This is a genomic window from Pseudomonas sp. GW822-FHT02E03, assembly GCF_058802325.1.
In genome coordinates this window covers 1-25085 of record NZ_JBXAOA010000055.1, presented here as the reverse complement: position 1 = coordinate 25085, position 25085 = coordinate 1, and the positions used below count along the sequence as shown (strand labels likewise).

The 25085-nt window shown below is 59.2% G+C and carries 26 protein-coding genes; 18 read left to right on the top strand and 8 right to left on the bottom strand.

Annotated features, from left to right (window positions below; translation table 11 throughout):
• The first annotated feature begins 143 nt into the window (after positions 1 to 143).
• Genes AC1RQB_RS25635 through AC1RQB_RS25625 form a run of 3 tightly spaced genes read left to right on the top strand, consistent with a single transcriptional unit; the run spans position 144 to position 3197 of the window.
• Positions 144 to 2132, top strand: coding sequence for an FUSC family protein (locus AC1RQB_RS25635; protein WP_063341288.1), 1989 nt, complete (start codon positions 144 to 146; stop codon positions 2130 to 2132).
• The gene (locus AC1RQB_RS25630; RefSeq protein ID WP_008069143.1) at positions 2119 to 2325 is read left to right on the top strand and encodes a DUF1656 domain-containing protein; all 207 of its coding nucleotides are present in this window, start codon (positions 2119 to 2121) and stop codon (positions 2323 to 2325) included. Before AC1RQB_RS25635 ends, AC1RQB_RS25630 begins: the two co-directional genes overlap by 14 nt.
• Before the next feature lie 11 nt (positions 2326 to 2336).
• The gene (locus tag AC1RQB_RS25625; RefSeq protein WP_063341287.1) at positions 2337 to 3197 is read left to right on the top strand and encodes an efflux RND transporter periplasmic adaptor subunit; all 861 of its coding nucleotides are present in this window, start codon (positions 2337 to 2339) and stop codon (positions 3195 to 3197) included.
• Between the two features lie 83 nt (positions 3198 to 3280).
• Here the strand turns inward: AC1RQB_RS25625 and AC1RQB_RS25620 are convergent, their stop codons facing one another.
• Both AC1RQB_RS25620 and AC1RQB_RS25615 read right to left on the bottom strand, forming a co-directional pair.
• On the bottom strand, positions 3281 to 3751 hold the full coding sequence (locus AC1RQB_RS25620) for a MaoC family dehydratase (RefSeq protein WP_007902410.1): 471 nt from the start codon (positions 3749 to 3751) through the stop codon (positions 3281 to 3283).
• A 45-nt stretch (positions 3752 to 3796) separates the two neighbouring features.
• Complete coding sequence (locus AC1RQB_RS25615) at positions 3797 to 4741, bottom strand: alpha/beta hydrolase (RefSeq protein ID WP_008069139.1); 945 nt, start codon at positions 4739 to 4741, stop codon at positions 3797 to 3799.
• Between the two features lie 258 nt (positions 4742 to 4999).
• Between AC1RQB_RS25615 and fadD2 the strand changes: the two genes are divergently transcribed.
• Together fadD2 and fadD1 are read left to right on the top strand one after the other, a co-directional pair.
• Entirely contained in the window at positions 5000 to 6688 is a 1689-nt protein-coding gene (gene fadD2 / locus AC1RQB_RS25610; protein ID WP_207267246.1) for a long-chain-fatty-acid--CoA ligase, read from the top strand.
• A gap of 383 nt (positions 6689 to 7071) precedes the next feature.
• Positions 7072 to 8772 carry a long-chain fatty acid--CoA ligase gene (gene fadD1 / locus AC1RQB_RS25605; protein WP_207267253.1) on the top strand — a complete coding sequence of 567 codons (1701 nt, stop codon included), beginning with the start codon at positions 7072 to 7074 and terminating at the stop codon, positions 8770 to 8772.
• 162 nt (positions 8773 to 8934) lie between these two features.
• Here fadD1 and AC1RQB_RS25600 read toward each other — a convergent pair whose 3' ends face one another.
• Positions 8935 to 9312: a hypothetical protein gene (locus tag AC1RQB_RS25600; RefSeq protein WP_063341286.1), complete on the bottom strand. Its 378-nt coding sequence runs from the start codon at positions 9310 to 9312 to the stop codon at positions 8935 to 8937.
• Positions 9313 to 9503: 191 nt separating this feature from the next.
• Here AC1RQB_RS25600 and AC1RQB_RS25595 point away from each other — a divergent pair, with 191 nt between their 5' ends.
• The 3 genes from AC1RQB_RS25595 to def all read left to right on the top strand — a co-directional run bounded on the left by AC1RQB_RS25595 (position 9504) and on the right by def (position 11348).
• Entirely contained in the window at positions 9504 to 9695 is a 192-nt protein-coding gene (locus AC1RQB_RS25595) for a CsbD family protein (protein ID WP_008069133.1), read from the top strand.
• A gap of 172 nt (positions 9696 to 9867) precedes the next feature.
• A complete protein-coding gene (locus tag AC1RQB_RS25590) occupies positions 9868 to 10812 on the top strand; it encodes a YihY/virulence factor BrkB family protein (RefSeq protein WP_063341285.1) in 945 nt (314 codons plus the stop codon).
• Complete coding sequence (gene def, locus AC1RQB_RS25585) at positions 10809 to 11348, top strand: peptide deformylase (RefSeq protein WP_063341284.1); 540 nt, start codon at positions 10809 to 10811, stop codon at positions 11346 to 11348. The genes AC1RQB_RS25590 and def overlap by 4 nt, the downstream gene beginning before the upstream one ends.
• Positions 11349 to 11481: 133 nt before the next feature.
• Here def and AC1RQB_RS25580 read toward each other — a convergent pair whose 3' ends face one another.
• Positions 11482 to 11901 carry a GNAT family N-acetyltransferase gene (locus tag AC1RQB_RS25580; protein WP_063341283.1) on the bottom strand — a complete coding sequence of 140 codons (420 nt, stop codon included), beginning with the start codon at positions 11899 to 11901 and terminating at the stop codon, positions 11482 to 11484.
• A gap of 340 nt (positions 11902 to 12241) precedes the next feature.
• Between AC1RQB_RS25580 and AC1RQB_RS25575 the strand changes: the two genes are divergently transcribed.
• From AC1RQB_RS25575 to AC1RQB_RS25560, 4 genes are all read left to right on the top strand, one after another.
• Positions 12242 to 13183, top strand: coding sequence for a fatty acid desaturase (locus tag AC1RQB_RS25575; protein ID WP_063341282.1), 942 nt, complete (start codon positions 12242 to 12244; stop codon positions 13181 to 13183).
• Between the two features lie 138 nt (positions 13184 to 13321).
• Positions 13322 to 14113 (top strand): phosphate/phosphite/phosphonate ABC transporter substrate-binding protein, encoded by a 792-nt coding sequence (locus AC1RQB_RS25570; RefSeq protein ID WP_063341281.1) that lies wholly within the window; start codon positions 13322 to 13324, stop codon positions 14111 to 14113.
• Between the two features lie 233 nt (positions 14114 to 14346).
• A complete protein-coding gene (locus AC1RQB_RS25565; protein ID WP_063341280.1) occupies positions 14347 to 14895 on the top strand; it encodes a sigma-70 family RNA polymerase sigma factor in 549 nt (182 codons plus the stop codon).
• The gene (locus tag AC1RQB_RS25560; RefSeq protein WP_063341279.1) at positions 14892 to 15905 is read left to right on the top strand and encodes an ABC transporter substrate-binding protein; all 1014 of its coding nucleotides are present in this window, start codon (positions 14892 to 14894) and stop codon (positions 15903 to 15905) included. Before AC1RQB_RS25565 ends, AC1RQB_RS25560 begins: the two co-directional genes overlap by 4 nt.
• Positions 15906 to 16048: 143 nt before the next feature.
• Here AC1RQB_RS25560 and gstA read toward each other — a convergent pair whose 3' ends face one another.
• Positions 16049 to 16651, bottom strand: coding sequence for a glutathione transferase GstA (gene gstA, locus AC1RQB_RS25555; protein WP_063341278.1), 603 nt, complete (start codon positions 16649 to 16651; stop codon positions 16049 to 16051).
• Positions 16652 to 16750: 99 nt separating this feature from the next.
• Here gstA and AC1RQB_RS25550 point away from each other — a divergent pair, with 99 nt between their 5' ends.
• Complete coding sequence (locus AC1RQB_RS25550) at positions 16751 to 17683, top strand: LysR family transcriptional regulator (RefSeq protein WP_241824455.1); 933 nt, start codon at positions 16751 to 16753, stop codon at positions 17681 to 17683.
• Positions 17684 to 17748: 65 nt separating this feature from the next.
• On the opposite strand, the gene AC1RQB_RS25545 is transcribed toward AC1RQB_RS25550, so the two are convergent.
• The gene (locus tag AC1RQB_RS25545) at positions 17749 to 18381 is read right to left on the bottom strand and encodes a glutathione S-transferase family protein (protein WP_063341277.1); all 633 of its coding nucleotides are present in this window, start codon (positions 18379 to 18381) and stop codon (positions 17749 to 17751) included.
• Between the two features lie 67 nt (positions 18382 to 18448).
• Complete coding sequence (gene gntR, locus AC1RQB_RS25540; RefSeq protein ID WP_063341276.1) at positions 18449 to 19480, bottom strand: HTH-type transcriptional regulator GntR; 1032 nt, start codon at positions 19478 to 19480, stop codon at positions 18449 to 18451.
• 215 nt (positions 19481 to 19695) lie between these two features.
• Here gntR and AC1RQB_RS25535 point away from each other — a divergent pair, with 215 nt between their 5' ends.
• On the top strand, positions 19696 to 20229 hold the full coding sequence (locus AC1RQB_RS25535) for a gluconokinase (RefSeq protein ID WP_007902444.1): 534 nt from the start codon (positions 19696 to 19698) through the stop codon (positions 20227 to 20229).
• An 83-nt stretch (positions 20230 to 20312) separates the two neighbouring features.
• Positions 20313 to 21665, top strand: a complete 1353-nt coding sequence (locus AC1RQB_RS25530) for a GntP family permease (protein ID WP_008069109.1) — start codon at positions 20313 to 20315, stop codon at positions 21663 to 21665.
• A 166-nt stretch (positions 21666 to 21831) separates the two neighbouring features.
• Here the strand turns inward: AC1RQB_RS25530 and alaC are convergent, their stop codons facing one another.
• Positions 21832 to 23049: an alanine transaminase gene (gene alaC, locus AC1RQB_RS25525; RefSeq protein ID WP_063341275.1), complete on the bottom strand. Its 1218-nt coding sequence runs from the start codon at positions 23047 to 23049 to the stop codon at positions 21832 to 21834.
• A gap of 137 nt (positions 23050 to 23186) precedes the next feature.
• Here alaC and AC1RQB_RS25520 point away from each other — a divergent pair, with 137 nt between their 5' ends.
• The 3 genes from AC1RQB_RS25520 to AC1RQB_RS25510 all read left to right on the top strand — a co-directional run bounded on the left by AC1RQB_RS25520 (position 23187) and on the right by AC1RQB_RS25510 (position 24994).
• A complete protein-coding gene (locus AC1RQB_RS25520) occupies positions 23187 to 23849 on the top strand; it encodes a LysE family translocator (protein ID WP_008069105.1) in 663 nt (220 codons plus the stop codon).
• A 66-nt stretch (positions 23850 to 23915) separates the two neighbouring features.
• Complete coding sequence (locus tag AC1RQB_RS25515) at positions 23916 to 24404, top strand: GyrI-like domain-containing protein (protein WP_063341274.1); 489 nt, start codon at positions 23916 to 23918, stop codon at positions 24402 to 24404.
• 101 nt (positions 24405 to 24505) lie between these two features.
• A complete protein-coding gene (locus AC1RQB_RS25510) occupies positions 24506 to 24994 on the top strand; it encodes a GNAT family N-acetyltransferase (RefSeq protein WP_063341273.1) in 489 nt (162 codons plus the stop codon).
• The last annotated feature ends 91 nt before the right edge of the window (positions 24995 to 25085 follow it).

Here is a 25085-nt window from a genome sequence, read left to right as displayed (position 1 = left end):
TCAAAAACGCCAGCCAGTCTGGCGTTTTTTTATGTTCGGGATTTAACACTGGACGGGATATAGATAGCTAGCTAATAATTTGTTATTCAAATCATCACGCCTAACCCGGCTATCGTTAAACCGTCCTTTCAAGAGTGCTTTACGTGCCTATCACTTTGCAGGCCTTATTCGCGCCTGACCGCCGCGCCTTGCAGTTCGCGATCAAGACTTTGATCGGCGGCGGCCTGGCACTGTGGCTGGCGTTGCGCTGGGGGCTGGAGCAACCGTCGTGGGCGTTGATGACGGCATTTATCGTCGCCCAACCGTTGTCCGGGATGGTGGTGCACAAGGGTTTGGCACGGCTGTTGGGTACGCTGGTCGGGACGATCATGTCGGTGGTGTTCATGGGCCTGTTCGCTCAGACGCCCTGGCTGTTTTTGCTGGCGTTGGCGTTGTGGCTCGGGCTGTGTACGGCGAGCTCGACCTTGCTGCGCAGTGCCTGGTCCTATTCCTTCGTGTTGGCCGGTTACACGGTGGCGATCATCGCATTGCCAGCCATTACCCATCCGCTGACAGTGTTCGATCAAGCCGTGGCGCGCTGCACGGAAATCTGCCTGGGCATTCTCTGCGCCACCGCTGCCAGTGCGTTGCTCTGGCCATTGCGGGTCGAACGGCAACTGGCGGACCAGGCCCGGGCAGCCTGGCAAAGCGGCATGAATGCCGCGCGTGCAACGTTGGCCGGTGACGCTCAGGCGCGTAAAGGCCTACTGGAAATACTCGGGAAAATCGTCGCGGTCGATGCCCAGCGCGAGCATGCCTGGTTTGAAGGTAGCCTCGGTCGGCAACGAGCGCGGGCCATCAGCGGTTTGAGTCAGAAGCTGTTGATGCTGTTGCGCATCGCCCGTTCGGTACGCCGCCAATGGAATCAATTGGAACTGCTCGAAGCCGAGCAACTGATGCCATGGATGACCGAGGTTCAAGAAGCGATTGGCGCTTGTGATACCGCCCAGTTGCAAGCCTTGCGCCCGAGGTTGCTCGACGCCTCTCACGATGCACACATCAGTGCTGCGCAAAGTTACTGTCTGGCCCGTTTCACTTTGTTGCTCGATACCGCCATGGCAGCCTGTACCGCATTGAAAGCGGTGCAGGAGGGGCGTGAAACGGTCGACCCGCCGAGAACCCTGACGCCGCATCGCGACCTGTCATTGGCGCTGGTCTTTGGCGCGCGCAGTGCGCTGGCGTTTCTGGTGGTGTCGGGTTTCTGGCTGGCGACGGCATGGCCTGCGGCGTCGGGCGCTCTGGTGCTGACGTGTGTGGTGTGCAGTCTGTTTGCCAGCCGCGAGAATGGGGCGCAAATCGGCATGAGTTTTCTGCGCGGCATCCTGCTGGCGATTCCATCGGCGTTTATCGTCGGGCAGATTCTGCTGCCGCAATGGAGCGGGTTTGCGCTGCTGTGCATGGGCATGGGCGTGCCGCTGTTTCTCGGCGCGCTGGGCATGGCCAAACCGCAGATCGGCGCCACGGCCACTTCCTTCTGTCTGCACTTTATTGTGCTGGTTTCGCCGCTGAACACGATGAAGTTCGATGTCGCGAATTTCTTCAATAGCGCTCAGGCCATGTTGATCGGTGTCGGCGCTGCCGTATTGGCGTTTCACTTGCTGATCATGCGTAACCCGACATGGCATGGCCGACGCTTACTGGCGGCGACCCTCGCCGATCTGGTGCGCCTCACCCGACGCAATCTGCGCGGTGCCGAAAGCTGGTTCGGCGGGCGCATGGCCGACCGTTTGCTGCAACTGGCGCGGCATTATCCCGAGTTGCCGGAGCCGGCGCGCAGCCGCTGGGATGACGGCTTGCTCGGCCTGGACATCGGCGATGAGTTGCTGCATTTGCGCTTGAGCCTGGCGGCCGCACAGGTGCCGGTCAGTGCGCCCCAGCGGCGTTATCTCGAGCAACTGGAAAAAGTCCTCGGGCAAGGCCCGGCCGGAAATCGCGCCGAGGCGCTGGCGCAACCCAGCGAAGCGTTATTGAAAACCTTGTACGCGTTGCCGCCCAGCGACGCGGTGAAACTCGCCCAGGGCGCGGTGCTGCAATTGCAAAGCAGCTGGCGTGCCTGGTGTCACCAACAGGAGCAAAGCCATGGGCTTGCGTGAGTGGTCGGTGGGCGGCGTGCTGCTCAGTCCGTTTCTGATTGATGTGTTGCTGGCGTTGCTGGTGACCGGAGCGTTGCGCATGGTATTGCGCCTGACCCCGGTCGGTCGCTGGATCTGGCACGAAGCATTGTTTGATTGCGCCTTGTACGTCTGTGTATTGACCTTGATCACCGTCGTCCTCGGGCCTTTATAAAGGAGTTGAATATGCGTACATCCGTACGTGTCGCGATAACCCTGAGCCTGACGGCGCTGGCGATTTTTGCCGGCTTCCATCTGTGGCAGTACTACATGTTGACGCCTTGGACTCGCGACGCGCGGATCCGCGCCGACGTCGTAGTCATCGCCCCCGACGTGTCTGGCTGGGTGCGAGAGCTCAAGGCTTTCGATAACCAACAGGTCAAGGCTGGCGATGTGTTGCTGAGTATCGACCGTGATCGTTTCGAAGCCGCGCTGGAGAAGGCGCAAGCGGTGGTGCAGACCCGTCAGCAGCAACTCGGTTTGCGTGAACACGAAGCCAGCCGCCGAGCCAGTCTCGGGCCGCAGGCGATCAGCGCCGAACTGCGCGAGAACGCGCAAATCAATGCCGGCATCGCCCGGGGCGAACTGCGCGAAGCTCAGGCTGAAGCCAAGGTCGCGCAACTCAACCTGACTCGCAGCGAGGTGCATGCGCCGCGCAGCGGTCACGTCACCAACCTGCGTCTGGCCCAGGGTAATTACGTGAATGCCGGGCAACCGGTGATGGCGTTGATCGACGATTCGACCTTTTATGTGCAGGCGTATTTTGAAGAAACCAAACTGCCGCGAATTCGCGTCGGCGATCCGGTCAAAGTCTGGCTCATGAGCGCCGGGGAGGCGTTGCAGGGGCACGTCGAAAGCATCAGTCGCGGGATTACCGACCGCAATACCACGCCCGATGGGCAGTTGCTGGCCGAGGTGGAACCGACGTTTAACTGGGTACGCCTGGCGCAGCGGATTCCGGTGCGGATCAAGCTCGACACGTTGCCTGAAGGGATCAGTTTGAGCGCGGGGATGACGGCGAGTGTGCAGGTGCAGGAGGGGCGGTAAGATCAAAAGATCGCAGCCTTCGCAGCACCTGCGCCGATCTCTGTAGGAGCTGTCGAAGGCTGCGATCTTTTGGGGCTTGTAAATCAGCCGATGCTGATCGCCGGCAATGTCGGCAATGTCACGGTCTGTTGCTTGCGCGGCGCCAGAATTTCCGCCTCGCCATCCACGACCAACTCATCGCGCTGGTTGAACACCCGAGTGGCGATACGTACACGAAACTTCGGCAGTTTCTCGAGAATTTCCAGGCGCACAGTCAGCGTGTCGCCAATTTTCACCGGCTTTTGAAAGCTCATCGTCTGACCGATATAAATCGTCCCCGGCCCAGGCAACTCGCAAGCCACCGCCGCGCTGATCAACGCGCCGCTGAACATGCCGTGGGCGATACGCTCCTTGAACATGCTGGCGGCGGCGAACTCGGCGTCCAGGTGCACCGGGTTGTGGTCGCCGGACATCGCGGCGAACAACTGAATGTCGCGCTCTTCGACGGTCTTGCTGTAGCTGGCGGTCTGGCCGACTTCAAGGGCTTCGTAAGGCGTGTTGGTAACCTGGGTCATCTGTCTCGATTCCTGTGACGAATTAAAAAAAAATCCACAAAAAAACTATTCGGTTCTGGGTGGCCGGCGAGCGCTCAAGTCCTGGGCGATCCAGTTCAGCACATCGGCAGTCACTTCATCGCGATTGATTTCATTGAACAGTTCATGCCGGGCCTGCGGGTAAATAGTCAGCTGCAGGTTCTGGCAGCCAGCGTCGCGCAGGGCGTGGGCCAGATCTTTCAGACGTTTGCCTTCGCTCACCGGATCACATTCGCCGCCGATCACCAGCAGCGGCAGGCCCGGATCGATCTGGGCGAGATTGGACGCTTTGCTGATTTGCTGCAAGCCGCCGAGCAAATCGATCCACAGTTGATTGGTGCAGCGAAAGCCGCAGAGCGGGTCATTGGCGTATTTGTCGACTTCAGTCGGGTCGCGGCTCAACCAGTCGAACGGCGTGCGCGCCGGTTTGAATTTCTTGTTGAATGAGCCGAACGACAGCCATTCGATCAGCGCACTGAGACCCTTGGGCCCTTGGCGCAGGCGTTCGAGGCGAGCAATCTGTCGCGCTGCGCGATAGAGCGTTACGGGCTGGAAGTTCGAGCCGCTGAGAATCGCCCCGTGCAGGCTGGCGCTGTGGTGCAGCAAATAAGCCTGGGCGATGTAGCTGCCCATGCTGTGGCCGAGCAATACGATCGGCACGCCGGGATGCTGTTGGCCGATATGTTGGTTAAGGCTGGCCAGGTCGCCGACCACTTTGCACCAGCCATCATCATCGGCGAAATGGCCCAAGGTGCCGTTTTCGGCAGTTTTGCCATGTCCACGTAGATCCGGCGCATACACACCGTAATCCCGATCACAGCATGCTTGCGCCAGACGGGCGTAACGGCCGCTGTGTTCCGCCATGCCGTGGGCCAGCAGGATCACCGCCTTGAGCGGCGCGGCCGGCAGCCACTGGTTGACGAAGAGGCGGCTGCGGTCACTCGCGGTCAGCCAGAAAGTGTCGTGGATCATGGCGATTCCTTTGCGTTGGGCTGCATGAGGCTGCCGGGTGGGAAACAGCCTCGATGCATTGTATAGCGCATCCCGTCGCCTACTGTCTGATCAGGCCACGCCGGGGCAGCAAGATTCACGCGATCAATGACGACCGTGCGCATATTTGCCTGATTCGTTATAGCTGCTAGTGTCCGGGAAGCACCGTTTTTCGCTTTCTGTTTTTGAGAAAGGACAGAAAGCGGCCCCGGATAGGCTCAGGTAAAGAGGACAAGAACAATGCAACCTGATTTCTGGAATGACAAGCGCCCGGCTGGCGTGCCCCTGGATATTGATCTTGGAGCCTATAAGTCGGTGATCGAGGTGTTCGAGCGTTCCTGCAAGAAATTTGCCGACCGCCCGGCGTTCAGCAACATGGGCGTGACCCTGACCTACGCCGAACTGGAACGCTACAGCGCCGCATTCGCCGGTTACCTGCAAGCCCACACCGACCTGATGCCGGGGGATCGCATCGCGGTGCAGATGCCCAACGTCCTGCATTACCCGATTGCCGTGTTCGGTGCCTTGCGCGCCGGGCTGATCGTGGTCAATACCAACCCGTTGTACACCGCGCGGGAGATGCGTCATCAGTTCAAGGACTCCGGTGCCCGGGCGCTGGTGTACCTGAACGTGTTCGGACAGAAGGTCCAGGAAGTGCTGCCCGACACCGACATTCAGTACCTGATCGAAGCGAAGATGGGCGACTTGATGCCCACCGCCAAGGGTTGGCTGGTCAATACCCTGGTGAGCAAAGTCAAGAAGATGGTCCCGGACTATTCCTTGCCGCAGGCTATTTCCTTCAAGAGCGCGCTGCGTCTGGGCCGGGGCCTGGGCATCAAACCGCTGAACGTTGGCCTCGATGATATCGCCGTGCTGCAATACACCGGTGGCACCACCGGGCTGGCCAAGGGCGCCATGCTGACCCACGGTAACCTGGTAGCGAACATGCAGCAGGCGCGGGCGTGCCTGGGGCAATTTGGTGCAGACGGTCAACCACTGCTGCGCGAAGGCCTGGAAGTGATGATCGCGCCGCTGCCGCTGTACCATATCTATGCCTTCACGGCGAACTGCATGTGCATGATGGTGACCGGCAACCACAACGTGCTGATCACCAATCCACGGGACATTGGTAACTTCATCAAGGAACTGAAGAACTGGCGGTTTTCGGCGCTGCTGGGGCTCAACACGCTGTTCGTCGCGCTGATGGACCATCCCGACTTCAAGACCCTGGATTTCTCCAGCCTCAAACTCACCAACTCCGGCGGCACCGCGCTGGTCAAGGCCACGGCCGAGCGCTGGGAGCAGCTCACCGGTTGCCGCATCACCGAAGGTTACGGCCTGACCGAAACCTCGCCGGTGGCCTGCACCAACCCTTATGGCGACAAGTCGCGCATCGGCACGGTCGGCCTGCCGGTGCCAGGCACGGCCCTGAAAGTGATCAACGATGAAGGCGTCGAGCAATCGCTGGGCGAGCGTGGCGAACTGTGCATCAAGGGCCCGCAGATCATGAAGGGCTATTGGCAGAAACCCGAAGCCACCGCCGACGTGCTGGACGCCGACGGCTGGTTCAAGTCCGGTGACATTGCGGTGATCGACCCGGACGGTTTCGTTCGCATCGTCGATCGCAAGAAAGACATGATCATCGTCTCGGGCTTCAACGTGTACCCGAACGAGATCGAAGACGTGGTGATGGCTCACCCGAAAGTCGCCAACTGCGCGGTGATCGGCGTGCCGGACGAGCGTTCGGGGGAGGCGGTGAAGTTGTTTGTGGTGGCCCGCGAATCCGGTGTCAGCCTTGAAGAGCTGAAGGCCTACTGCAAGGAAAACTTCACGGCGTACAAAGTCCCCAAGCACATCGTCTTGCGAGAGTCGTTGCCGATGACGCCGGTGGGCAAGATTCTGCGGCGGGAGTTGCGAGAGATCGCCTGATCGTTGAATGGCTGCTTCGTACGGATCGCGGGCAAGCCTCGCTCCCACAAAGTTTAGTGTTGTGCATAAAGAATGTGTACGACGCGGACCTTGTGGGAGCGGGCTTGCCCGCGATGCTTTTAAGGGGCTGAAGCCCCGATTTCAAAGGCTTCCAAGGCGCTATAGAATTTTTGCTCTAAAAGTGACTATTTATTAGTCAAGAGTCAAAAATGTGACTATATGGGCCGTTTTTGGCTCTAGTCGGCCCTTGGCAAAGCTGCTACTCTCGGCGCGCTTTGTGACTTCTCGGCCTATGTTAAAAGCCAGACTCACCAAAAACACACACCAATAATAATCGCACCAAATGCGGTATTTGAATTCGCGTTGCTGAGGAGTGGGCTTCCATGATCGAAGACTTTTGGAAGGATAAGTACCCAGCTGGAATTGCTGCCGAGATCAATCCAGACGAGTATCCGAATATTCAGGCAGTGTTGAAGCAATCCTGCCAACGCTTCGCTGACAAACCGGCATTCAGCAACCTGGGCAAGACAATCACCTACGGTGAGCTGTACGAATTGTCCGGTGCCTTTGCTGCTTACCTGCAACAGCATACCGATTTGCAACCAGGCGATCGAATCGCCGTGCAACTCCCCAACGTGCTGCAGTACCCGGTCGCCGTTTTCGGTGCCATCCGTGCCGGGCTGATCGTGGTCAATACCAACCCGCTGTACACCGCGCGGGAAATGGAACACCAATTCAACGATTCCGGTGCCAAAGCCCTGGTCTGCCTGGCCAACATGGCGCATCTGGCCGAGACCGTCGTGCCGAAAACCGGCGTCAAGCATGTGATCGTCACTGAAGTGGCCGACCTGCTGCCGCCGCTCAAGCGTCTGTTGGTCAACAGCGTCATCAAGTACGTGAAGAAGATGGTTCCGGCGTATCACTTGCCCAAGGCCATCAAATTCAATGACGTGCTGCGCAAGGGCCATGGCCAGCCAGTGGCGGAAGCCAACCCGGCCAGCAGCGACGTTGCCGTGCTGCAATACACCGGTGGCACTACCGGCGTGGCCAAGGGGGCGATGCTGACCCATCGCAATCTGGTGGCGAACATGCTGCAGTGCAAAGCGCTGATGGGTTCCAACCTCAATGAAGGTTGCGAGATCCTGATCACCCCGCTGCCGCTGTACCACATCTATGCGTTCACCTTTCATTGCATGGCGATGATGCTGATCGGCAACCACAACATCCTGATCAGCAACCCGCGCGACCTGACGGCGATGGTCAAGGAACTGTCGAAGTGGAAGTTCAGTGGTTTCGTCGGCCTGAACACGCTGTTCGTCGCGCTGTGCAACAACGAAGCGTTCCGCAAGCTGGATTTCTCCAGCCTGAAAATCACTCTGTCCGGCGGCATGGCCTTGCAACTGGCCGCGGCCGAACGCTGGAAAGAGGTTGCCGGTTGCCCGATCTGCGAAGGTTACGGCATGACCGAAACCAGCCCGGTGGCCACGGTGAACCCGAGCCAGAACATCCAGATCGGCACCATCGGTATTCCGGTGCCATCGACGCTGTGCAAAGTCATCGACGATGCCGGTGTTGAACAGCCGTTGGGCGCCATCGGTGAACTGTGTGTGAAAGGTCCGCAAGTCATGAAGGGCTACTGGCAGCGTCAGGACGCCACCGATGAAATACTCGACAGCGAAGGCTGGCTGAAGACCGGTGACATCGCGCTGATCCAGCCTGACGGTTACATGCGCATTGTCGATCGCAAGAAAGACATGATCCTGGTGTCCGGTTTCAACGTGTATCCCAATGAGCTTGAAGACGTGCTGGCGACTCTGCCGGGCGTGCTGCAATGCGCGGCCATTGGTGTGCCGGACGAGAAGTCGGGCGAGGCGATCAAGATCTTTATCGTCGCCAAACCGGGTGTGACCCTGACCAAGGATCAGGTGATGGAGCACATGCGCGCCAACGTCACCGGCTACAAAGTGCCGAAAGCCGTGGAATTTCGCGACGCGCTGCCGACCACCAACGTCGGCAAGATCCTGCGCCGCGAACTGCGCGACGAAGAGCTGAAGAAGCTGGGCGTGAAGAAAGTCAGCGCCTAGCCAAACAAAAAGCCCCGCAGATGCGGGGCTTTTTGTTGCCTGACTGATCGTTCCCACGCTCTGCGTGGTAACGCAGCCCGGGACGCTCTGCGTCCCAGCATCGGACGCGGAGCGTCCGTGGCGGCATTCCCACGCAGAGCGTGGGAACGATCAACAGGGGGGTTACTGGCGGAACTGCACGAAGTTGACGTTGGTACCGGCCGGGCGCATGTCCTGCAGGTAGGAGTCCTTGTCGGCGCTCAGTTCCAGGCTCAGGGCTGCCTTGCGTTTGCCTTGGTTGCGCACCACCAGGCCTTCGAGTTTCTCGCGCAGGAACACCGTCGGCACTTTAAGGTGCAGCAGTTCGTCGGTATCCGGGGTGTGCATCAGCAAATGAATCCATTCGTACTGACCAACGGCCAGGCGCGCGACCGGAATATCGAACCAGAAGATATTGCGGTTGCGGTTCAATTCGGTGAAATGGCAGTTGTTGACACCAAGCACAGCACCGCCGAGTTCCTGGTTTCTGCGGGCAATGGCCTGCTTTTTATCGAGTTTCATAACGTTCCTACGGGATTGGATCTTCAGCGCCATGGCCTGAATACGTTGCGCATTCTCGGGGCAAAGGCTGCAAACATAAAGCCTAACCTGCGAAATGTCCGGTTAATAAATAAATGAAACTCCGCGCAAAGGCCCCCGGTCAATCCTTGTGTAACCACTTTCCCCATTGAAATGTTCACAGGAGAAATACCATGGGCAGCACTGGCGATAAAGTTAAAGGCATGGCAAATGAAGCGGCCGGCAACGTCAAGCAAGGCATTGGCAAGGCCACCGGCAACGAAAAACTGCGCTCCGAAGGCGTGGCGCAGGAGAGGAAAGGCGAAACCCAGCAAGCAGTCGGCAAAGCCAAGGATGCTCTCAAAAAAGGCATTGATAAGGCGTAATCCGGCATTTGACGAGTAACAGAAACGGCCATCCGAAGATGGCCGTTTTTGTGTTGGATAGGCGAGATATACCCTGTGATTGTTTCAAAGTCGCCAAGTAGGCTACTTTGTTGTAGAAAACGGCCTCTGAGTCGCCATGACTTCAACCTTTTTGCGGCGAAAGGAGACGCTAATGTTTTTTCCAACCATGAAAGGTTTGCCCCTGCATCGGGTGATGATGCGTACAGTCACCGAATTCGTCGACGACGAGATGTCGACCTATGCCTCGGCGCTGGCCTATCAAATGCTGTTCTCGCTGTTCCCTTTCATCCTGTTCCTGATCGCCCTGATCGGTTTTCTGCACTTGCCGGACTTCTTCTCCTGGCTGCGCCTGCAATCGGAACTGGTCCTGCCACCCCAGGCGCTGGAACAGGTGAACCCGGTGATCGATCAGTTGCAGCAATCCAAGGGGGGGTTATTGTCGGTGGGTATCGTCATCGCCCTGTGGACCGCGTCCGCCGGTGTGCGGTTGATGATGAGCGCGATGAACGCCGCATATGACGTGGTCGAAGGCCGTCCGGTCTGGAAACGTTTTCCGCTGTCGATTTTCTACACCGTTGGCATCGCCGGCATGTTGCTGATTGCCGCCGCGCTGATGGTGCTTGGGCCGCAGGTGATGGGGTGGATTGCCTCACAAGTGGGCCTCGAAGATTTTATCGTGACCGTGTGGACCATCGTTCGCTGGCCGGTGATCGTGGTACTGTTGATGATGGCGGTGGCGCTGATTTACTACGTCATGCCTGACGTCAAACAAGAGTTTCGCTTTATCACCCCAGGTGCGGTGTTGTCTGTGGTGGTCTGGATCATCGCTTCGCTGGGCTTTGGTCTCTATGTCAAAGCCTTCGCCAATTACAACGCCATGTATGGCAGTATCGGCGCGATCATCGTGTTGCTGCTGTACTTCTATATTTCCGCTGCAGTGCTGTTGCTCGGCGCGGAAATGAACGCGGTGATCGAGCACATGTCATCCGAAAACAAGAAACACGGCGAAAACGTGCCCGACGAACCCAAACACCACGTTTCGGGGCTGGGACGGGACCACTCAATCAAGCCGACCACTGACGAAGCCCTGAAATGATCCGTGAAATTCTGAAAATGGGCGATGAACGCCTGCTGCGCATTGCCCCACCGGTGCCGACAGAAATGTTCGACAGCCCTGAGTTGTGGCAGTTGATCGACGACATGTTCCAGACCATGGAAAGCGTCGGCGGAGTTGGCTTGGCCGCGCCGCAGATCGGTATCGACCTGCAACTGGTGATCTTTGGTTTCGAACACAGCGAACGCTACCCGGACGCCGAAGCGGTGCCGCAGACGATTCTGATCAACCCACTGATCACTCCATTGAGTCCGACCCTTGAAGAGGGGTTCGAAGGCTGCCTGTCGGTGCCGGGCCTGCGGGGTGCGGTGGATCGTTATCAGCAGATTCGTTATGAAGGCTTCGATCCCAAGGGCGAGCCGATCGTGCGCATTGCCTCGGGATTTCATGCGCGGGTGGTGCAGCATGAATGCGATCACCTGATCGGCCGGCTATACCCGTCGCGCATCAGTGATTTCAGCAAATTCGGGTTTACCGAGGTGATGTTCCCGGATCTCGATCCTGCGGCGGACGACTGAGATCGTCCTTCGAATCCAACGCAAAACACTGTGGGAGCGGGCTTGCCCGCGAATGCAATCTGCCTGACAACACTGATATCGGATGTGCCGGCCTCTTCGCGGGCAAGCCCGCTCCCACAGGGATTGTGTCGTTTCAGAGGGCGCGCGGTTCCAGCCCCATCGCAATCATCGGTTTGCTCCGCGCATAACGGCTCAACCGTTCAGCCATGGCGTAGGGCAGGGGCGGGTCGAAGGTAAAACCGCGACGCTCATAAAAACCACGCAAATCCGGATGGCAGAACAACCAGACGGGTTCTTCGAGGTGCTTGATGGCGTGGGCGATCAACGTCGCGGCGATCCCTTGCTCGCGACAGCGCGGGTCGACGAACAGCCCGGTCAGCCAATGCCCGCCGGCCACTGGCCGCAAACATAACGCCGCAATGATCTCGTCGCGTTTCGCGACCCACAGGCGAGCGTCGCGGACTGCTTTCATCGACGATTGGTGGGCGCGGTAAAACTTGTTCATCAACGGCCATAACGGCTCGTCGAGCAAGGTGTACTGGGTGTTGGGCATGGGCCTGGAGTCAGTGCGCAAAGCGGGTGATTATAAAAGAACGCGGGCGCCGCGATAGGTGTATACCTGATCATACGTCCCGTATGAGTGGAGTATGTATCATGGCCAAAGGCATGGATTCAAAGAAAGCGGCAAAGAAGAAACCGGCTAAAACCGCCGATGAAAAACGTGCGGACAAGAAGGCCAAGAAGGTGGGCGTGTTCGGCCACTGATCCCGCGTCAACGGAGCCCGAGTCCTCGGGCTCCTTGTTTTTCAGGCCTATCGAAATAACCAGATAATCTGCAAGAAATCCCTGCGCCATTGCACAGAGGGGGACTGGTTCCCGATCTGAGCAAAGCCATGCCCCATTATTTTGATGCTGCCCACCGTGAAGAAATCGAAACCCTGCGCCAACGCTTGACCGCTCGCACCGAGTGGCCGACCTGGCTGCTGTTGGTCGGCGTGTATGTCAGCTGGTTCAGCATTGTCCTGGGCAGCGCTCGATTGGGGCTTTGGTGGAGCACACTGTTGCTGATTCCACTGCTGGTGTTGTGGTTGTCGGTGCAGCACGAATTGCTGCACGGCCATCCCACCCGTTGGCAAACGCTGAACAAAATCCTCGGTTATGCGCCGTTCGCGGTCTGGTATCCCTACACCCTGTACCGCGACAGTCATTTGTTGCATCACCGCGATGAAGACCTGACCGTTCCCGGTCGCGATCCGGAAAGCCGTTACCTGAGCGCTGAACAGTGGCAGCGTCGTTCGCCGTTCGAACAAAGCCTGCACTGGCTGAACAAAACCGTGCTCGGGCGCTTTGTCCTCGGTGCGCCACTGGCCTTGTTGGCGCTGGCCCGGGAAGAGTTGCAACGGCTAAAAGCGGGTGAGCGCCAAGCCTGGTTGATGTGGCTTACCCACGGTGCGCTGACGCTGCTGATGCTGACGTTCATCGCCCGCTACAGCGTGCTGCCGGTCTGGCATTACCTGTTGCTGATCAGCGTGCCGGCGCTGTCGATTGCGATGATCCGCTCTTACTATGAACACCGTCCCCACGTGCAACCCGAGCAACGCACCGTCATCAATGAAGCGGCATGGCCGTGGCGTTGGCTATTCCTGAACCTCAACTTGCACCTGGTGCACCACGACTTGCCGGGCCTGCCCTGGTACGACCTGCCACGGGCCTATCGTGCGCGCCGCGAGCAATGGCTGGCGCGCAGTGGCGGGTTTCTGGTGCAGGGTTATGTTCAGTTGATGCGCGAGCATGGGGTGAGGGCGATCGACAGCCCACGGCATCCTTTTAGTTGATGCATGGCCACCATTGAATCCTGTGGGAGCGGGCTTGCCCGCGATTGCTATTTCACATCCAACACACCGGGTGACTGGTCCGGCGCTATCGCGGGCAAGCCCGCTCCCACAGGGTTATTTGTTGCTTAGAGGGTTTCAATGGCACAACACCTCGCTGAACTACTGATGTACGTCGCTCCCGAGTCGATCCGCCAAGCCAACGAGCGTTGGCTGGCGCGGATTCTCGAACAGCTCGGCAGCACTCGCCTCGATGCCGAAGGGCTGTCGCTGATGGACTTCTGGCTGTCCCCGCACCTGCTGCTGACCCAGACTTGCGGCTATCCCTTGATGACGGCTTTACGCGGTCGTGTCCGGGTTATCGGTCGTCCTCGTTACGAACTACCCGACAGCAATGGCGGTAACCATTGCAGCCTGTTATTGACGCGTGCCGATGATCCGCGATGGACCTTGTCGGCCTTGCGAGGCAGTCGCGGTGTGATCAACGGCGAAGACTCCAACAGTGGCATGAACCTGTTGCGTCACCGATTGGCGCCACTGCACCGCGACGGGCAGTTTTTTGCCACCGTCGCCATTAGCGGCAGCCACCGCGAAAGCCTGCGTTGGCTGCGTGATGACCTGGCAGACCTGGCCGCCATCGACAGCGTGACCTTCGCCTATCTGGCGCAGAATGCCCAAGCAGAAGTCGAAGGCCTGCGCGTGTTGGCACGCACGGCGTTCAGCCCGACGTTGCCCTACATCGCAGCCGCTGGCACCACCGATGAGCAGGCTGAACAGCTTCGACGGGTGATGAATCAGACGTTGAAGGAGCTGCCCGATGTCGCGGAAATCCTCGGCCTGCAAGAAGTGATGCCGGCCACCGAAAGCGACTATCAAGTCATTCTCGATTATCAGCAGGAGGCCGAAGCGTTGGGGTACGGGCGGTTGCGATGAGGCTTGAGGCTTGTGCCGACAGTTCCATCAATCGCGGGCAAGCCACGCTCCCACAGGATTTCGGTGGACTTGTGGGAGCGTGGCTTGCCCGCGATAGCGATGTATCAGGTGTCGCTAATTCATTTGTGGAATATAAAAATTCATTTTAAGTATTATTAATGAATAAGGCTCCTTGCTAGGATCGCGCCACCGGATCACCGGACATTCAGCGACCCCTAACCCATGGAGCCTCTATGTCCGGCGCCGACCTTTCCCATCGTAACGACGTGGGCGGATTGTTCCGCGCCCACTACGCCTGGCTGTGCACACGGCTGCGCCGATATCTGGGGGCCAGTCCCAGCGTCGAAGACATCGCCGCCGAGACCTTCGTGCAGTTGCTCGAATCGCCAGGCCTGACGCCCATTCGCGAACCTCGCGCCTTGCTCACCACCATTGCCCATCGGTTGATTTATCAGCTGTGGCGTCGTCGCGACCTGGAACGCCAGCACCTCGATCAGCTATCGCCGATTGACCCGCTCGGAGGGCCATCGCCTGAAGACCTGGCGCAGTTTTCCCAGACCCTGACGCGCCTTGATCGGACCCTCGAGCGCCTTCCGGGCAAGGTCAGGGCAGCCTTCCTGTTGTCGCGAATCGATGGCCTGACCTACCCACAAATCGCCGCCGAACTGGGCATTTCCCAGCGTTCGGTCAGCGTCTACATGACCCGCTCCCAGGCACTGTGCGCCCAGCACAGCGCCAACGAACCCTTGAACCGACCACCCCTGACCCAGAGGTCCGCATGAGATCGATCAAAACCCTGCTCGGCAGTTCGCTGCTGGCCCTGAGCCTTGTGGCTGGGCACGTTCCGGCCGCAGAAAAAACCACGCCCATCCACTTTGGTGACATCACCTGGGAAAGTGGCAGCCTGATCACCGAGATCCTGCGGTTGATCGTCGAGAAAGGTTACGGCTACCCGACTGACACTTTGCCGGGCAGTACCGTCAGCCTCGAAGCCGCGTTGGCCAAGAACGACATTCAAGTGATTGGCGAAGAGTGGGCGGGGCGCAGTCCGGCCTGGGTCAAGGCGGCATCGGAGGGCAAAGTGTTTGGTTTGGGCGACACGGTCAAAGGCGCCACCGAAGGTTGGTGGGTGCCGGAATATGTGATCAAGGGCGACCCGGAACGCGGCATTAAACCTTTGGCGCCGGAGCTGAAATCCGTCGCCGACCTGGCGCGCTACAAGGACGTGTTCCGCGACCCCGAAGACCCAAGTCGCGGACGCTTCCTCAACAGCCCGACCGGCTGGACGTCGGAGATCGTCAACAGCCAGAAACTCAAGGCCTATGACCTGACTGCCAGCTACGTCAACTTCCGCACCGGTTCCGGCGCGGCGCTGGATGCCGAGGTCGCTTCATCGATCCGTCGTGGCAAACCGGTGCTGTTTTACTACTGGTCGCCGACGCCACTGCTGGGCCGCTTCAAGCTGGTGAAACTCGAAGAACCGCCGTTCGATGCGCAAGCATGGAAGACCCTGGCCGATGCCAACAACCCGAACCCCAAGGGCACACGTTCGATGCCGGCCAGCCTGGCCATCGGTGTGTCGGCACCGTTCAAGGCGCAGTACCCGGACCTGGTGGCGTTCTTCGAAAAAGTCGATTTGCCAATTGATCTGCTGAACCAGACCCTTGGGCAGATGAGCGAAAAACGCCAGCCACCGCGTCAGGTGGCCGAAGCGTTTTTGCGCGATCAGCCGCAGGTGTGGAAGGCCTGGGTGCCGGGGGAGGTGGCTACGAAGGTGAGTGAGAGTTTGTAGTTTTTGTCTTATGTTTCTGTAGTGTTTGAACTGCCGCCTTCGCGAGCAAGCCCGCTCCCACATTTGATTTTTGGTGTTCGCATATATTGTGTTCACACGAGATCTCCTGTGGGAGCGGGCTTGCTCGCGAATGATTTCAAGCCTTACGGCAACTCCGCAGCCAACGCCGCTTTCACGCTTGTCCGCTGATTAATCCGTACCTGAAACCGCGCCAACGTCGGCCATTGATCCAGATCGATGCCAAACACCTGCGTCCAGCGCAACACCGTAAACAGATACGCATCAGCAATACCGAATCCGCTAGCCATCAAATAATCCTGCCCCTCCAGCGTCTGACTCAACACGACAAAACGCTTGAACAGCTTCTCTTTGATGAGCGCTTTCACATCATCCGAAAACTGCGAATTGAACAGCCAACCCAGCCCGCCATGAATCTCGGTCGAAACGAAATTCAGCCATTCCTGCAAACGCACCCGCTCGAACGTCCCGTTCTCCGCTGCCAGGCTGGCCTCGGGCCGCAAGTCCGCCAGGTACTGCAGAATCGCCGGGCCTTCGGTCAGCACATCACCGTTATCCAGCTGTAACGCCGCGACGTAGCCTTTGGGGTTTATGGCGAGGAAGTCCTCGCCGGTGGCGGTTTGCTTGGTGCTGTTGTCGACGCGGACCAGCTCGAACGGCAGATCCAGTTCGCGCAGCACGATGTGCGGCGCCAATGAGCAGGCTTGCGGGGCGTAATACAACTTCATGGGCAGGGCTCTGGTTGCGGGTTTGCGCCAGTGTCATAGTGCGCGGCACCCTCGGTAAAATTAATCTTTCAGAACACTGCCATTAGGAAAGCTACTGCCATGATGAACCTGATGCATTGGCGAATGGTGGTGGCGGTGGCCGATACCGGCAACATCACCCGGGCGGCCGAGCGGGTCGGGATGACCCAGTCCGGTGCCAGTCAGGCGCTGGCACTGATCGAAGAAACCTTGGGCGTTCAGCTGTTCAGCCGGGAAAACCGTCAGACCTTGCCGACTGCCATCGGCTTGCCTGTGATCGAACAGGCGCGAACCATGCTCGGCGCCCTCGAGAACATTCGCAGTACCGTCGATGCCGCTAAGGACATCCAGCGCGGGACGATTCGCCTGGCCAGTTTTCCGTTGGTGTTGGCGACCTTTCTGCCGCCGCTGCTGCGCCAGTTCAATCGGCTGTATCCCGGCATTCAAGTGGTGGCGCTGGAGGTCAGCGACGATGAAGTGGAAACATTGCTCAGTACCGGGCTGGTGGATGTCGGCGTGGTGTTGAACCCCGCGCCCGCGCGCAGTGCTGGTCGTCTGGGGCGTGATGCCTGGGTGGCGGTGCTGCCCGGTGGCCACCCCTTGGCGCGCCGCTCGAATGAGGAGGGCGTTTCATTGGCTGAACTGGCGGAGCAACCCTTTGTGCTGGCCACGGGCGGTTGTTCGACCAATGCCCGCAGCCTGGCCGCCGACGCCGGGCTGCAACTGCTGGATGTGCGAGCCGAGGTGCGAGAGTGGAGCAGTGCGTTCACTCTGGTGCGGGAAAACATCGGTGTGACTTTGGTGCCGGAAATGACCTTGCCGGCCAATCGTCAGGGCTTGCGCATAGTGCCGGTGATGCCGCGTATTGATCGGGAGTTTGCCTTGGTGGTCGCGCCTCACAAAGAACCTACGGTGGCGGTGCGGGCGTTGTTGGGGATGCTTGCAGACCGCAATCCATGTGGGAGCGGGCTTGCCCGCGATGGCGGCGTCACATTCAACACATTCGTTGACTGACATTCCGCTATCGCGGGCAAGCCCGCTCCCACAGGTTTCGCGCTTGAACTGGGCCGGGGGGGGAATCAAGGCACGCCGTTGCAAGCGTGTTCCATAAACCCCGACCGCAGCGCCAGCCGTTGGCAATAGGCGTCGACGGCGGGGTAGTTCGGGCGTTCCATCGGGGTCATCCGCCAGCGGTTGACCGACAATCCGATGAGGATATCGGCCAGTGTGAACTGCCGCCCGGCGACATATGCACCGGTCGCCGCGAGTTGCTGTTCAAGAATGCCCATTTTCGCGTTCCAGCCGCGAACGCCATCGGCAATCCGCTGCGAGTCCTGGAAGTTCGGCAATTGCCGGACCAGCGCAAAAAATGCGTAGCCCCACGACGGGTTGAGTTCGGTGGCTTGCCAGTCCATCCACTGCTCCACGCGAGCGCGCGCCGCCGGTTCGATGGGCAACAGGTCAGTGTTTTGGTGTTTGCCGGCCAGGTACCGGCAAATGGTATTGGACTCCCACAGCACGCCGGCTTCGTCGATGAGGACCGGCACTTGTGCATTGGGGTTGAGCTGGAGAAATTCCGGGCTCTGGGTCGATGCGAAACCGCTGCCCCAGTCTTCGCGTTCGTAGGAAACGCCCAGTTCGTCGCAGGTCCACAGGACTTTTCTGACGTTGATTGACGAGGCCCGACCCAAAATCTTCAGCGTATGTCCCATTGAGCTTCTCCGTTTGCTGTTCCAGGTATCGGGAATCTAGCACGCGGAGCATGGGAATGGTCGTGCATCAGGTGCTCTCGCGCACCTTCAATTCAAACCCCATATCCTGCACCGGTTTGGTCACTGAATTGCCGGCCAGCAAGGTCAGCATCAGCTCCGCGGAGCGACGGCCAATGGCTTCGCGCGGGGTGTTGATGCTGCTCAGGCGCGGGACCATGTGTTCGGACATGGGCAAGTCGTTGAATCCGAGAATCGCCACTTGTTCGGGGATCTTGATCCCGCAGCGCAACGCTTCGAGCAACGCGCCCTGGGCCAGGTCGTCGTTGCCGAAGAAGATCGCATCGACGTCTGGATGGGCAGCGAGCAGTTGCAGGAACAATTCGCCGCCCAGACCCACCGACGACGCTCGTGGTGTCAGCACTTCCAGGGCTGGATCATACAAACCGGCCTTTTGCAGCGCTCGGCGGAAACCTTCGCCACGCAGCAGCGTGCGTTGATCCAGTTGTGCGCCGATGTAGGCCAGGCGTTTGCGACCGCGTGACAGCAAATGCCCGGCCGCTGTTTCGCCGGCAGCGACTTGCGAAAAGCCGACGCAATTGAGCCCCGCCGCGCTGTCCAGTTCCATCATGTAGACGCAGGGAATGTTGCTGGCCTCGATCATCCGCCGCGAACTTTCGGTGCGGTCGAAACCGGTCAGCAGCAGGCCGCGAGGCTGATAAGCCATGTAATTGCGCAGCAGGTTTTCTTCTTCATCACGTGAGTAATGGAAGTTGCCGATCAGCACTTCGAAGCCCTTTGGTCGCAAAACCTGATGAATGGCTTCCAGCGTGTCGATGAACAGCAGGTTGGACAATGACGGCACCAAAACCACGACGGAATGGCTCTGGGCCGAGGCCAGGGCGCGGGCGGCGGGGTTGACCACGTAGTTCAGGTCGAGGGCGGCCTTCTGGACTTTTTCCACCAGTTCGGTGGCCACCGTGCTGACGCCACGCAGCGCGCGGGACGCTGTAATCGGGCTGACACCGGCCAGGCGCGCGACTTCGTTGAGAGTAGGGCGGCCAGTGGTGCGAGTATTTTTATCGTTTTTAGGGGTATTCATCGGACGGCTTGCCAAACAAAATTCAAGGCACTAAGGTAGCGCTGTCTCGATGCAGCTGCAAATGCGTGAACGAGGTTTGCCTGATCCTCGCTTTTTGGCCTCGAGAACGAACATGCTGCAACCCACAAAAATGACAAGAAGGCGTCGGCAACTTCTGCTTTTGCACTTGAGTCTTACGTAGCAAAGGTAGCGCTGTCTGCGCGCTGAGGTGTTACATGAATCATCCCATCACCGCCCTGGTCATCATGGGCGTTGCCGGTTGCGGCAAGACCTGCGTCAGCCAGTCCCTGTGCCAGCTTAGCGGCGCGACCGCCATTGAAGGCGACACTTTCCACCCTGCCGCCAATATCGAAAAGATGAGCGCGGGTATCCCCCTGAACGACGAAGACCGTGCCGGCTGGCTCGACAGCCTGTGCGATGAACTGCGCCGCGTCGATGCCAAAGGCGAGCGCCCGGTGCTGACCTGTTCGGCCCTCAAACACAGTTACCGCGAACGCTTGCGCAGTGCCTTGCCGGGCCTGGGCTTCGTTTTCCTTGAGCTGACCCCCGAAGTCGCCGCCGATCGTGTGTCTCATCGGCCGGGCCACTTCATGCCGTCGACCTTGATCGACAGCCAGTTCGCCACACTTGAATCGCCCGTTGGTGAGCCCCTGACCCTGGCTCTGGATGCGTCCAGCCACAGCGTCGATGAGTTGGCGAAGCAGGCTCATGCATGGTGGCTCGATCATGGCTTGAAACTCGCCAGTTGAGTTTTGCTCCAAGAGATAGCGCTGTCCTGACGGCTTTTGAATAACCGCTTTCATAACAACAACAAACAACGGAGACACCCCCCATGTTTGGCATGTCCCACGAGTCATTCCTGCTGCTAGACGCAGTGGTCACAGTGATCGGGCTTATCGTCCTGATCACCAAGTTCAAGTTGCACCCATTCCTCGCACTGATCATCGCCGCCGCCTTCCTCGGGCTGACGTCCGGCATGCCGATCGGCACCATCATCAAGGCGTTCCAGGATGGCTTCGGTGGGGTACTCGGTTTCGTCGGCATCATCCTGGCGCTGGGCACGATGCTCGGCAAAATGATGGCCGAATCAGGCGGTGCGGATCAGATTGCGCAGACGTTGATCCGCGCCTTCGGCAAGGACAAGGTGCAGTGGGCCATGATGTTCGCCGCGTTCCTGGTCGGCATTCCGCTGTTCTTCGAAATCGGCTTCGTGCTGCTGATTCCGCTGGTGTTCATCGTGGCCCGTCGCACTGGCGTGTCGATCATCAAGATCGGTATCCCGCTACTGGCTGGTCTGTCTGCGGTACACGGCCTGGTGCCGCCGCACCCGGGTCCGCTGCTGGCCATCGGTGTGTTCGGTGCTGACATCGGTAAAACCATTCTGTACGGCCTGATCGTTGCGCTTCCAACGGCCATCATCGCTGGCCCGATCTTCGGTACGTTCATTGCCAAGCACATTCCCGGTCATCCGAACCAGGAGCTGGTGGATCAACTATCGCGCGAAACGGATTCGGCTGAACTGCCGAGCTTTGGCATCACTCTGGTGACCGTGCTGCTGCCGGTGTTCCTGATGCTGCTCAAGACATTTGCCGACGTGGTGCTGCCCGATGGCAACATCTTCCGCACTTTCATGGACCTGATCGGTCACCCGATTTCGGCGTTGCTGCTGGCATTGCTGCTGTCGCTGTATACCTTCGGCTACAAGCAGGGCATCGGTTCCAGCCAAATGATGAAATGGCTCGATGCAAGCCTTGCGCCGACCGCCGCCATCATTCTGATCATCGGTGCCGGTGGCGGCTTCAAGCAGATGCTGGTGACCAGCGGTGTGGGTGATGTGATCGGCCACATGGCGGTGAACGCACAGATCTCGCCGATCCTGCTGGCCTGGCTGGTGGCGGCGGTGATTCGCATCGCAACCGGTTCGGCGACCGTGGCGACCATTACTGGCGCGGGCATCGTGGTGCCGGTGGTGGGGATGATTCCGGGCGTGAACCGTGAGCTGCTGGTACTGGCCACCGGTGCCGGTTCGTTGATCCTGTCCCACGTCAACGACGCCGGTTTCTGGCTGGTGAAGCAGTACTTCAACATGACCGTGGCGGAAACCTTCAAGACCTGGACCGCGATGGAAACCATCCTGTCCGTGGTGGGCCTGGGCTTCATCCTGCTGTTGTCGTTGTTCGTTTAAACACACTGCATTGATCGTTCCCATGCTCCGCGTGGGAATGCCGCCATGGACGCTCAGCGTCCACTGTGACGCGGAGCGTCACGGGATGCATTCCCACGCAGAGCGTGGGAACGATCAGGCACAAAAAAACCGCATCGCTGCGGTTTTTTTGTGTCTGCTTGATAAATCAGGCGTTGGCTTTCTGAACCAACCCATCCGCCCGGAACATCCCGCGAATCCCGCGTACTGCCTGACGAATCCGGTCCTGGTTTTCGATCAGCGCGAAGCGCACATGATCATCCCCATACTCGCCAAACCCCACGCCCGGCGAGACACAGACCTTGGCTTCGGCCAGCAGTTTCTTGGCGAATTCCAGCGAGCCCATGTGTGCGTAAGCCTCGGGAATCTTGGCCCAGACATACATCGATGCTTTCGGGTTTTCGACCATCCAGCCCAGTTCATGCAGGCCTTTGACCAGCACGTTGCGACGCTGCCGATACTGATCGGCAATGTCTTTGACGCATTGCTGATCGCCTTCCAGCGCCGCGATGGCCGCGACCTGCAGCGGGGTGAACGTGCCGTAATCGTGGTAGCTCTTGATCCGCGCCAGGGCGTTGACCAGTTCAGGGTTGCCGACCATGAAACCGATGCGCCAGCCGGCCATGTTGTAGCTCTTGGACAGGGTGAAAAACTCCACCGCGATGTCCTTGGCGCCGGGCACTTGCATGATCGACGGGGCTTTCCAGCCGTCGTAGACGATGTCGGCGTAGGCCAGGTCGTGCACCACCAAAACATCGTACTGCTTGGCGAGGGCGATCACCCGCTCGAAGAAATCCAGCTCCACGCACTGGGCGGTGGGGTTGGACGGGAAGCCGAGGATCATCATTTTCGGTTTCGGAATCGAGCCGCGAATCGCCCGTTCCAGCTCGGCGAAGAAATCCACGCCAGGAATCAGCGGTACCGAGCGCACCTGGGCACCGGCAATCACGGCACCGTAGATGTGAATCGGATAGCTGGGGTTCGGCACCAGCACGGTGTCGCCCTGGTCGAGGGTGGCCAGCATCAAATGCGCCAGACCTTCCTTGGAACCGATGGTGACGATGGCTTCAGTTTCCGGGTCGATGTCGACTTCGTAGCGATCCTTGTACCAATTGGAGATCGCCCGGCGCAGGCGCGGAATCCCTTTGGACGTGGAATAGCCGTGAGTGTCTTCACGCTGGGCAACCGTGACGAGTTTTTCGACAATGTGCGGCGGCGTGGCGCCGTCGGGATTGCCCATGCTCAAGTCGATGATGTCTTCGCCACGACGACGGGCGGCCATCTTCAGCTCGGCAGTGATGTTGAAAACGTAAGGGGGGAGTCGATCTATGCGCGCAAAGCGGCGCGGCGAACCTTGTTCGGCCATTGTTGCCTCGGATAACGTAAGCGCCCGGAACCGTCCGAGCGACGCTGGCCACTGCGGTGGCCTGTGCGGAATGTAAGGGCAGCTGTGGCAGACTGTCCAGCGTCTATGTAAACAATTTTTGCGAAGGAAATCGGTTGATGGAATTTACCAGCGGCTTTTTGCTGAGCCTTTCGCTGTGCCTGGACATCGGTGTGGCCAATATCGCAATGATCACGTTGGCGATGCAGCGCGGCTATTTCCAAGGCTTTGCCCTGGGGCTGGGGACGTGTGTCGGCGACCTGATTTACGCCGTGCTGGCATTGGCCGGGATGACCGTATTGCTGCAATACGAAACCGTGCGTTGGGTGCTGTGGATCGGCGGCTCGGCGCTGCTGCTGTATTTCGCGGCGAAGATGATTTATTCGGCGATTCACCATGAAGCGCTGTTGGCGCAAACCCCGGAAGTCGGTCACAACTCCCACCGCAAGGAGTTTTTTCGCGGGATTTTCCTCGCCATGTCGTCCCCCAGTGCCATTCTCTGGTTCGCCGCGGTAGGCGGAACACTGATCGCCCGTTCCGGTGGTGGTGGCACGGTCAGCTCGGCGCTGTTTCTTGGCGGTTTCTTGTGCGCCGGGGTGCTCTGGTGTGTCGGCCTGTGCTTCGCTGCAAGTCACGGCGGCAAATTGCTCGGTGACAAATTGCTGCGTTATTCCTACATGGCATCGGCAGCGATCTTCTGCTATTTCGCGGTCTACGTGATCCTGTCGGGTTATAACGAGTTCATCGGTCCAGGCGCCGTCGAACAGTTGCACGCACTGTAACTGGGCGAATCGGGTTTGGCTTCTATACTCCCAGCCGAACCCACCTTTTGTACCAGGAGTTGAGTCATGGATGAGCAAACAGGCGTCGAAACGGCCGAACCACGCTTCGAAAACGGGCACTTCATGCTCATCGCAGGGCTTGGCGGACGATTTACCCAAGAGACGGCCCCAAAGCAGATTCCCAAGCTGTGGGAAAAATTCGTCCCCCACCTCGGGAATGTGCCCGGCCAACAGGGCGAAGTGACCTACGGTGTTTGCTGTAATCCCGACGGCAAGGGAGGTTTTGAATACATCGCCGGCGTCGAGATCAGCAAACTCGACGACCTGCCCGAGAAATACCGCTGGATCGAAATACAGCCCCAGTATTACGCGGTGTTCGAGCACAAGGGCTCGCTGGATACCCTGCCGCAAACCTTTCAGTACATCTGGAAAACCTGGCTGCCGCAGTCCGGTCGCGAGGCGGCGGATGCCCCGGATTTCGAACGCTACAGCGACGATTTCAACCCCAGGCTCAATACCGGCGTGCTGGAAATCTGGCTGCCGCTAAAAGTGTAATGAGCGGGTCAAGCGGCGGATCGGCGATCCGCCGCTCTGATCGATATCAACACCTTATTGATTTATGATCCCAACCTTTCCCCCGCTGATTCCGAGCTGCCATGAACACCGTCATCCGCCACGTCAGCCCCGCTGACCTGGACCGTTGCTATGCCATCGAAACCGTTGCCTACGAAGGCGATGAAGCCGCTACCCGCGAGAAAATTGCCACCCGCATTGCCACCTGGCCCGAGGGCTTCATCGTCGCCGAAGTGGATGGCGTCGTAGCCGGTTTCATCAATTCCGGTGCTGCATTTGAGGTGGAGATGTCGGACGAGGCGTTCAAGGAGCTGATCGGCCACGACCCCGCTGGCCCGCACGTGGTGATCATGTCGGTGGTGGTGCATCCGGATTATCAAGGGCAGGGTTTGGCGAAACGCTTGATGGGTGAATTCATCCAGCGCATGCGCGCACTGAACAAGGCCAGCATCAACTTGATGTGCAAAGAGCGGCATATTCCACTCTATGCCGGGTTTGGTTTTGCCTACATCAAGCCTTCGGCGTCCGATCATGGCGGCATGGCGTGGCATGAGATGGTGTTGACGCTGTAACCCGCGCTGTGGAGATCCAGTGTGGGAGCGGGGGGGGGGGGGGGGGGGGGGGGGGGGGGGGGGGGGGGGGGGGGGGGGGGGGGGGGGGGGG

Excerpts from the sequence above, each read along its gene's own strand:
- def (WP_063341284.1), top strand. The coding sequence starts at position 10,809 with ATGATCCGTGAAATTCTGAAAATGGGCGATGAACGCCTGCTGCGCATT.
- AC1RQB_RS25535 (WP_007902444.1), top strand. The coding sequence starts at position 19,696 with ATGAATCATCCCATCACCGCCCTGGTCATCATGGGCGTTGCCGGTTGC.
- gntR (WP_063341276.1), bottom strand. The coding sequence starts at position 19,480 with ATGAATACCCCTAAAAACGATAAAAATACTCGCACCACTGGCCGCCCT.
- AC1RQB_RS25520 (WP_008069105.1), top strand. The coding sequence starts at position 23,187 with ATGGAATTTACCAGCGGCTTTTTGCTGAGCCTTTCGCTGTGCCTGGAC.
- AC1RQB_RS25620 (WP_007902410.1), bottom strand. The coding sequence starts at position 3,751 with ATGACCCAGGTTACCAACACGCCTTACGAAGCCCTTGAAGTCGGCCAG.
- AC1RQB_RS25570 (WP_063341281.1), top strand. The coding sequence starts at position 13,322 with ATGGCACAACACCTCGCTGAACTACTGATGTACGTCGCTCCCGAGTCG.
- AC1RQB_RS25595 (WP_008069133.1), top strand. The coding sequence starts at position 9,504 with ATGGGCAGCACTGGCGATAAAGTTAAAGGCATGGCAAATGAAGCGGCC.
- AC1RQB_RS25545 (WP_063341277.1), bottom strand. The coding sequence starts at position 18,381 with ATGGGACATACGCTGAAGATTTTGGGTCGGGCCTCGTCAATCAACGTC.
- AC1RQB_RS25560 (WP_063341279.1), top strand. The coding sequence starts at position 14,892 with ATGAGATCGATCAAAACCCTGCTCGGCAGTTCGCTGCTGGCCCTGAGC.
- AC1RQB_RS25625 (WP_063341287.1), top strand. The coding sequence starts at position 2,337 with ATGCGTACATCCGTACGTGTCGCGATAACCCTGAGCCTGACGGCGCTG.
- gstA (WP_063341278.1), bottom strand. The coding sequence starts at position 16,651 with ATGAAGTTGTATTACGCCCCGCAAGCCTGCTCATTGGCGCCGCACATC.
- AC1RQB_RS25575 (WP_063341282.1), top strand. The coding sequence starts at position 12,242 with ATGCCCCATTATTTTGATGCTGCCCACCGTGAAGAAATCGAAACCCTG.
- AC1RQB_RS25510 (WP_063341273.1), top strand. The coding sequence starts at position 24,506 with ATGAACACCGTCATCCGCCACGTCAGCCCCGCTGACCTGGACCGTTGC.
- AC1RQB_RS25580 (WP_063341283.1), bottom strand. The coding sequence starts at position 11,901 with ATGCCCAACACCCAGTACACCTTGCTCGACGAGCCGTTATGGCCGTTG.
- AC1RQB_RS25590 (WP_063341285.1), top strand. The coding sequence starts at position 9,868 with ATGTTTTTTCCAACCATGAAAGGTTTGCCCCTGCATCGGGTGATGATG.
- AC1RQB_RS25615 (WP_008069139.1), bottom strand. The coding sequence starts at position 4,741 with ATGATCCACGACACTTTCTGGCTGACCGCGAGTGACCGCAGCCGCCTC.
- alaC (WP_063341275.1), bottom strand. The coding sequence starts at position 23,049 with ATGGCCGAACAAGGTTCGCCGCGCCGCTTTGCGCGCATAGATCGACTC.
- AC1RQB_RS25515 (WP_063341274.1), top strand. The coding sequence starts at position 23,916 with ATGGATGAGCAAACAGGCGTCGAAACGGCCGAACCACGCTTCGAAAAC.
- AC1RQB_RS25565 (WP_063341280.1), top strand. The coding sequence starts at position 14,347 with ATGTCCGGCGCCGACCTTTCCCATCGTAACGACGTGGGCGGATTGTTC.
- AC1RQB_RS25530 (WP_008069109.1), top strand. The coding sequence starts at position 20,313 with ATGTTTGGCATGTCCCACGAGTCATTCCTGCTGCTAGACGCAGTGGTC.
- AC1RQB_RS25630 (WP_008069143.1), top strand. The coding sequence starts at position 2,119 with ATGGGCTTGCGTGAGTGGTCGGTGGGCGGCGTGCTGCTCAGTCCGTTT.
- AC1RQB_RS25550 (WP_241824455.1), top strand. The coding sequence starts at position 16,751 with ATGATGAACCTGATGCATTGGCGAATGGTGGTGGCGGTGGCCGATACC.
- fadD1 (WP_207267253.1), top strand. The coding sequence starts at position 7,072 with ATGATCGAAGACTTTTGGAAGGATAAGTACCCAGCTGGAATTGCTGCC.
- fadD2 (WP_207267246.1), top strand. The coding sequence starts at position 5,000 with ATGCAACCTGATTTCTGGAATGACAAGCGCCCGGCTGGCGTGCCCCTG.
- AC1RQB_RS25600 (WP_063341286.1), bottom strand. The coding sequence starts at position 9,312 with ATGAAACTCGATAAAAAGCAGGCCATTGCCCGCAGAAACCAGGAACTC.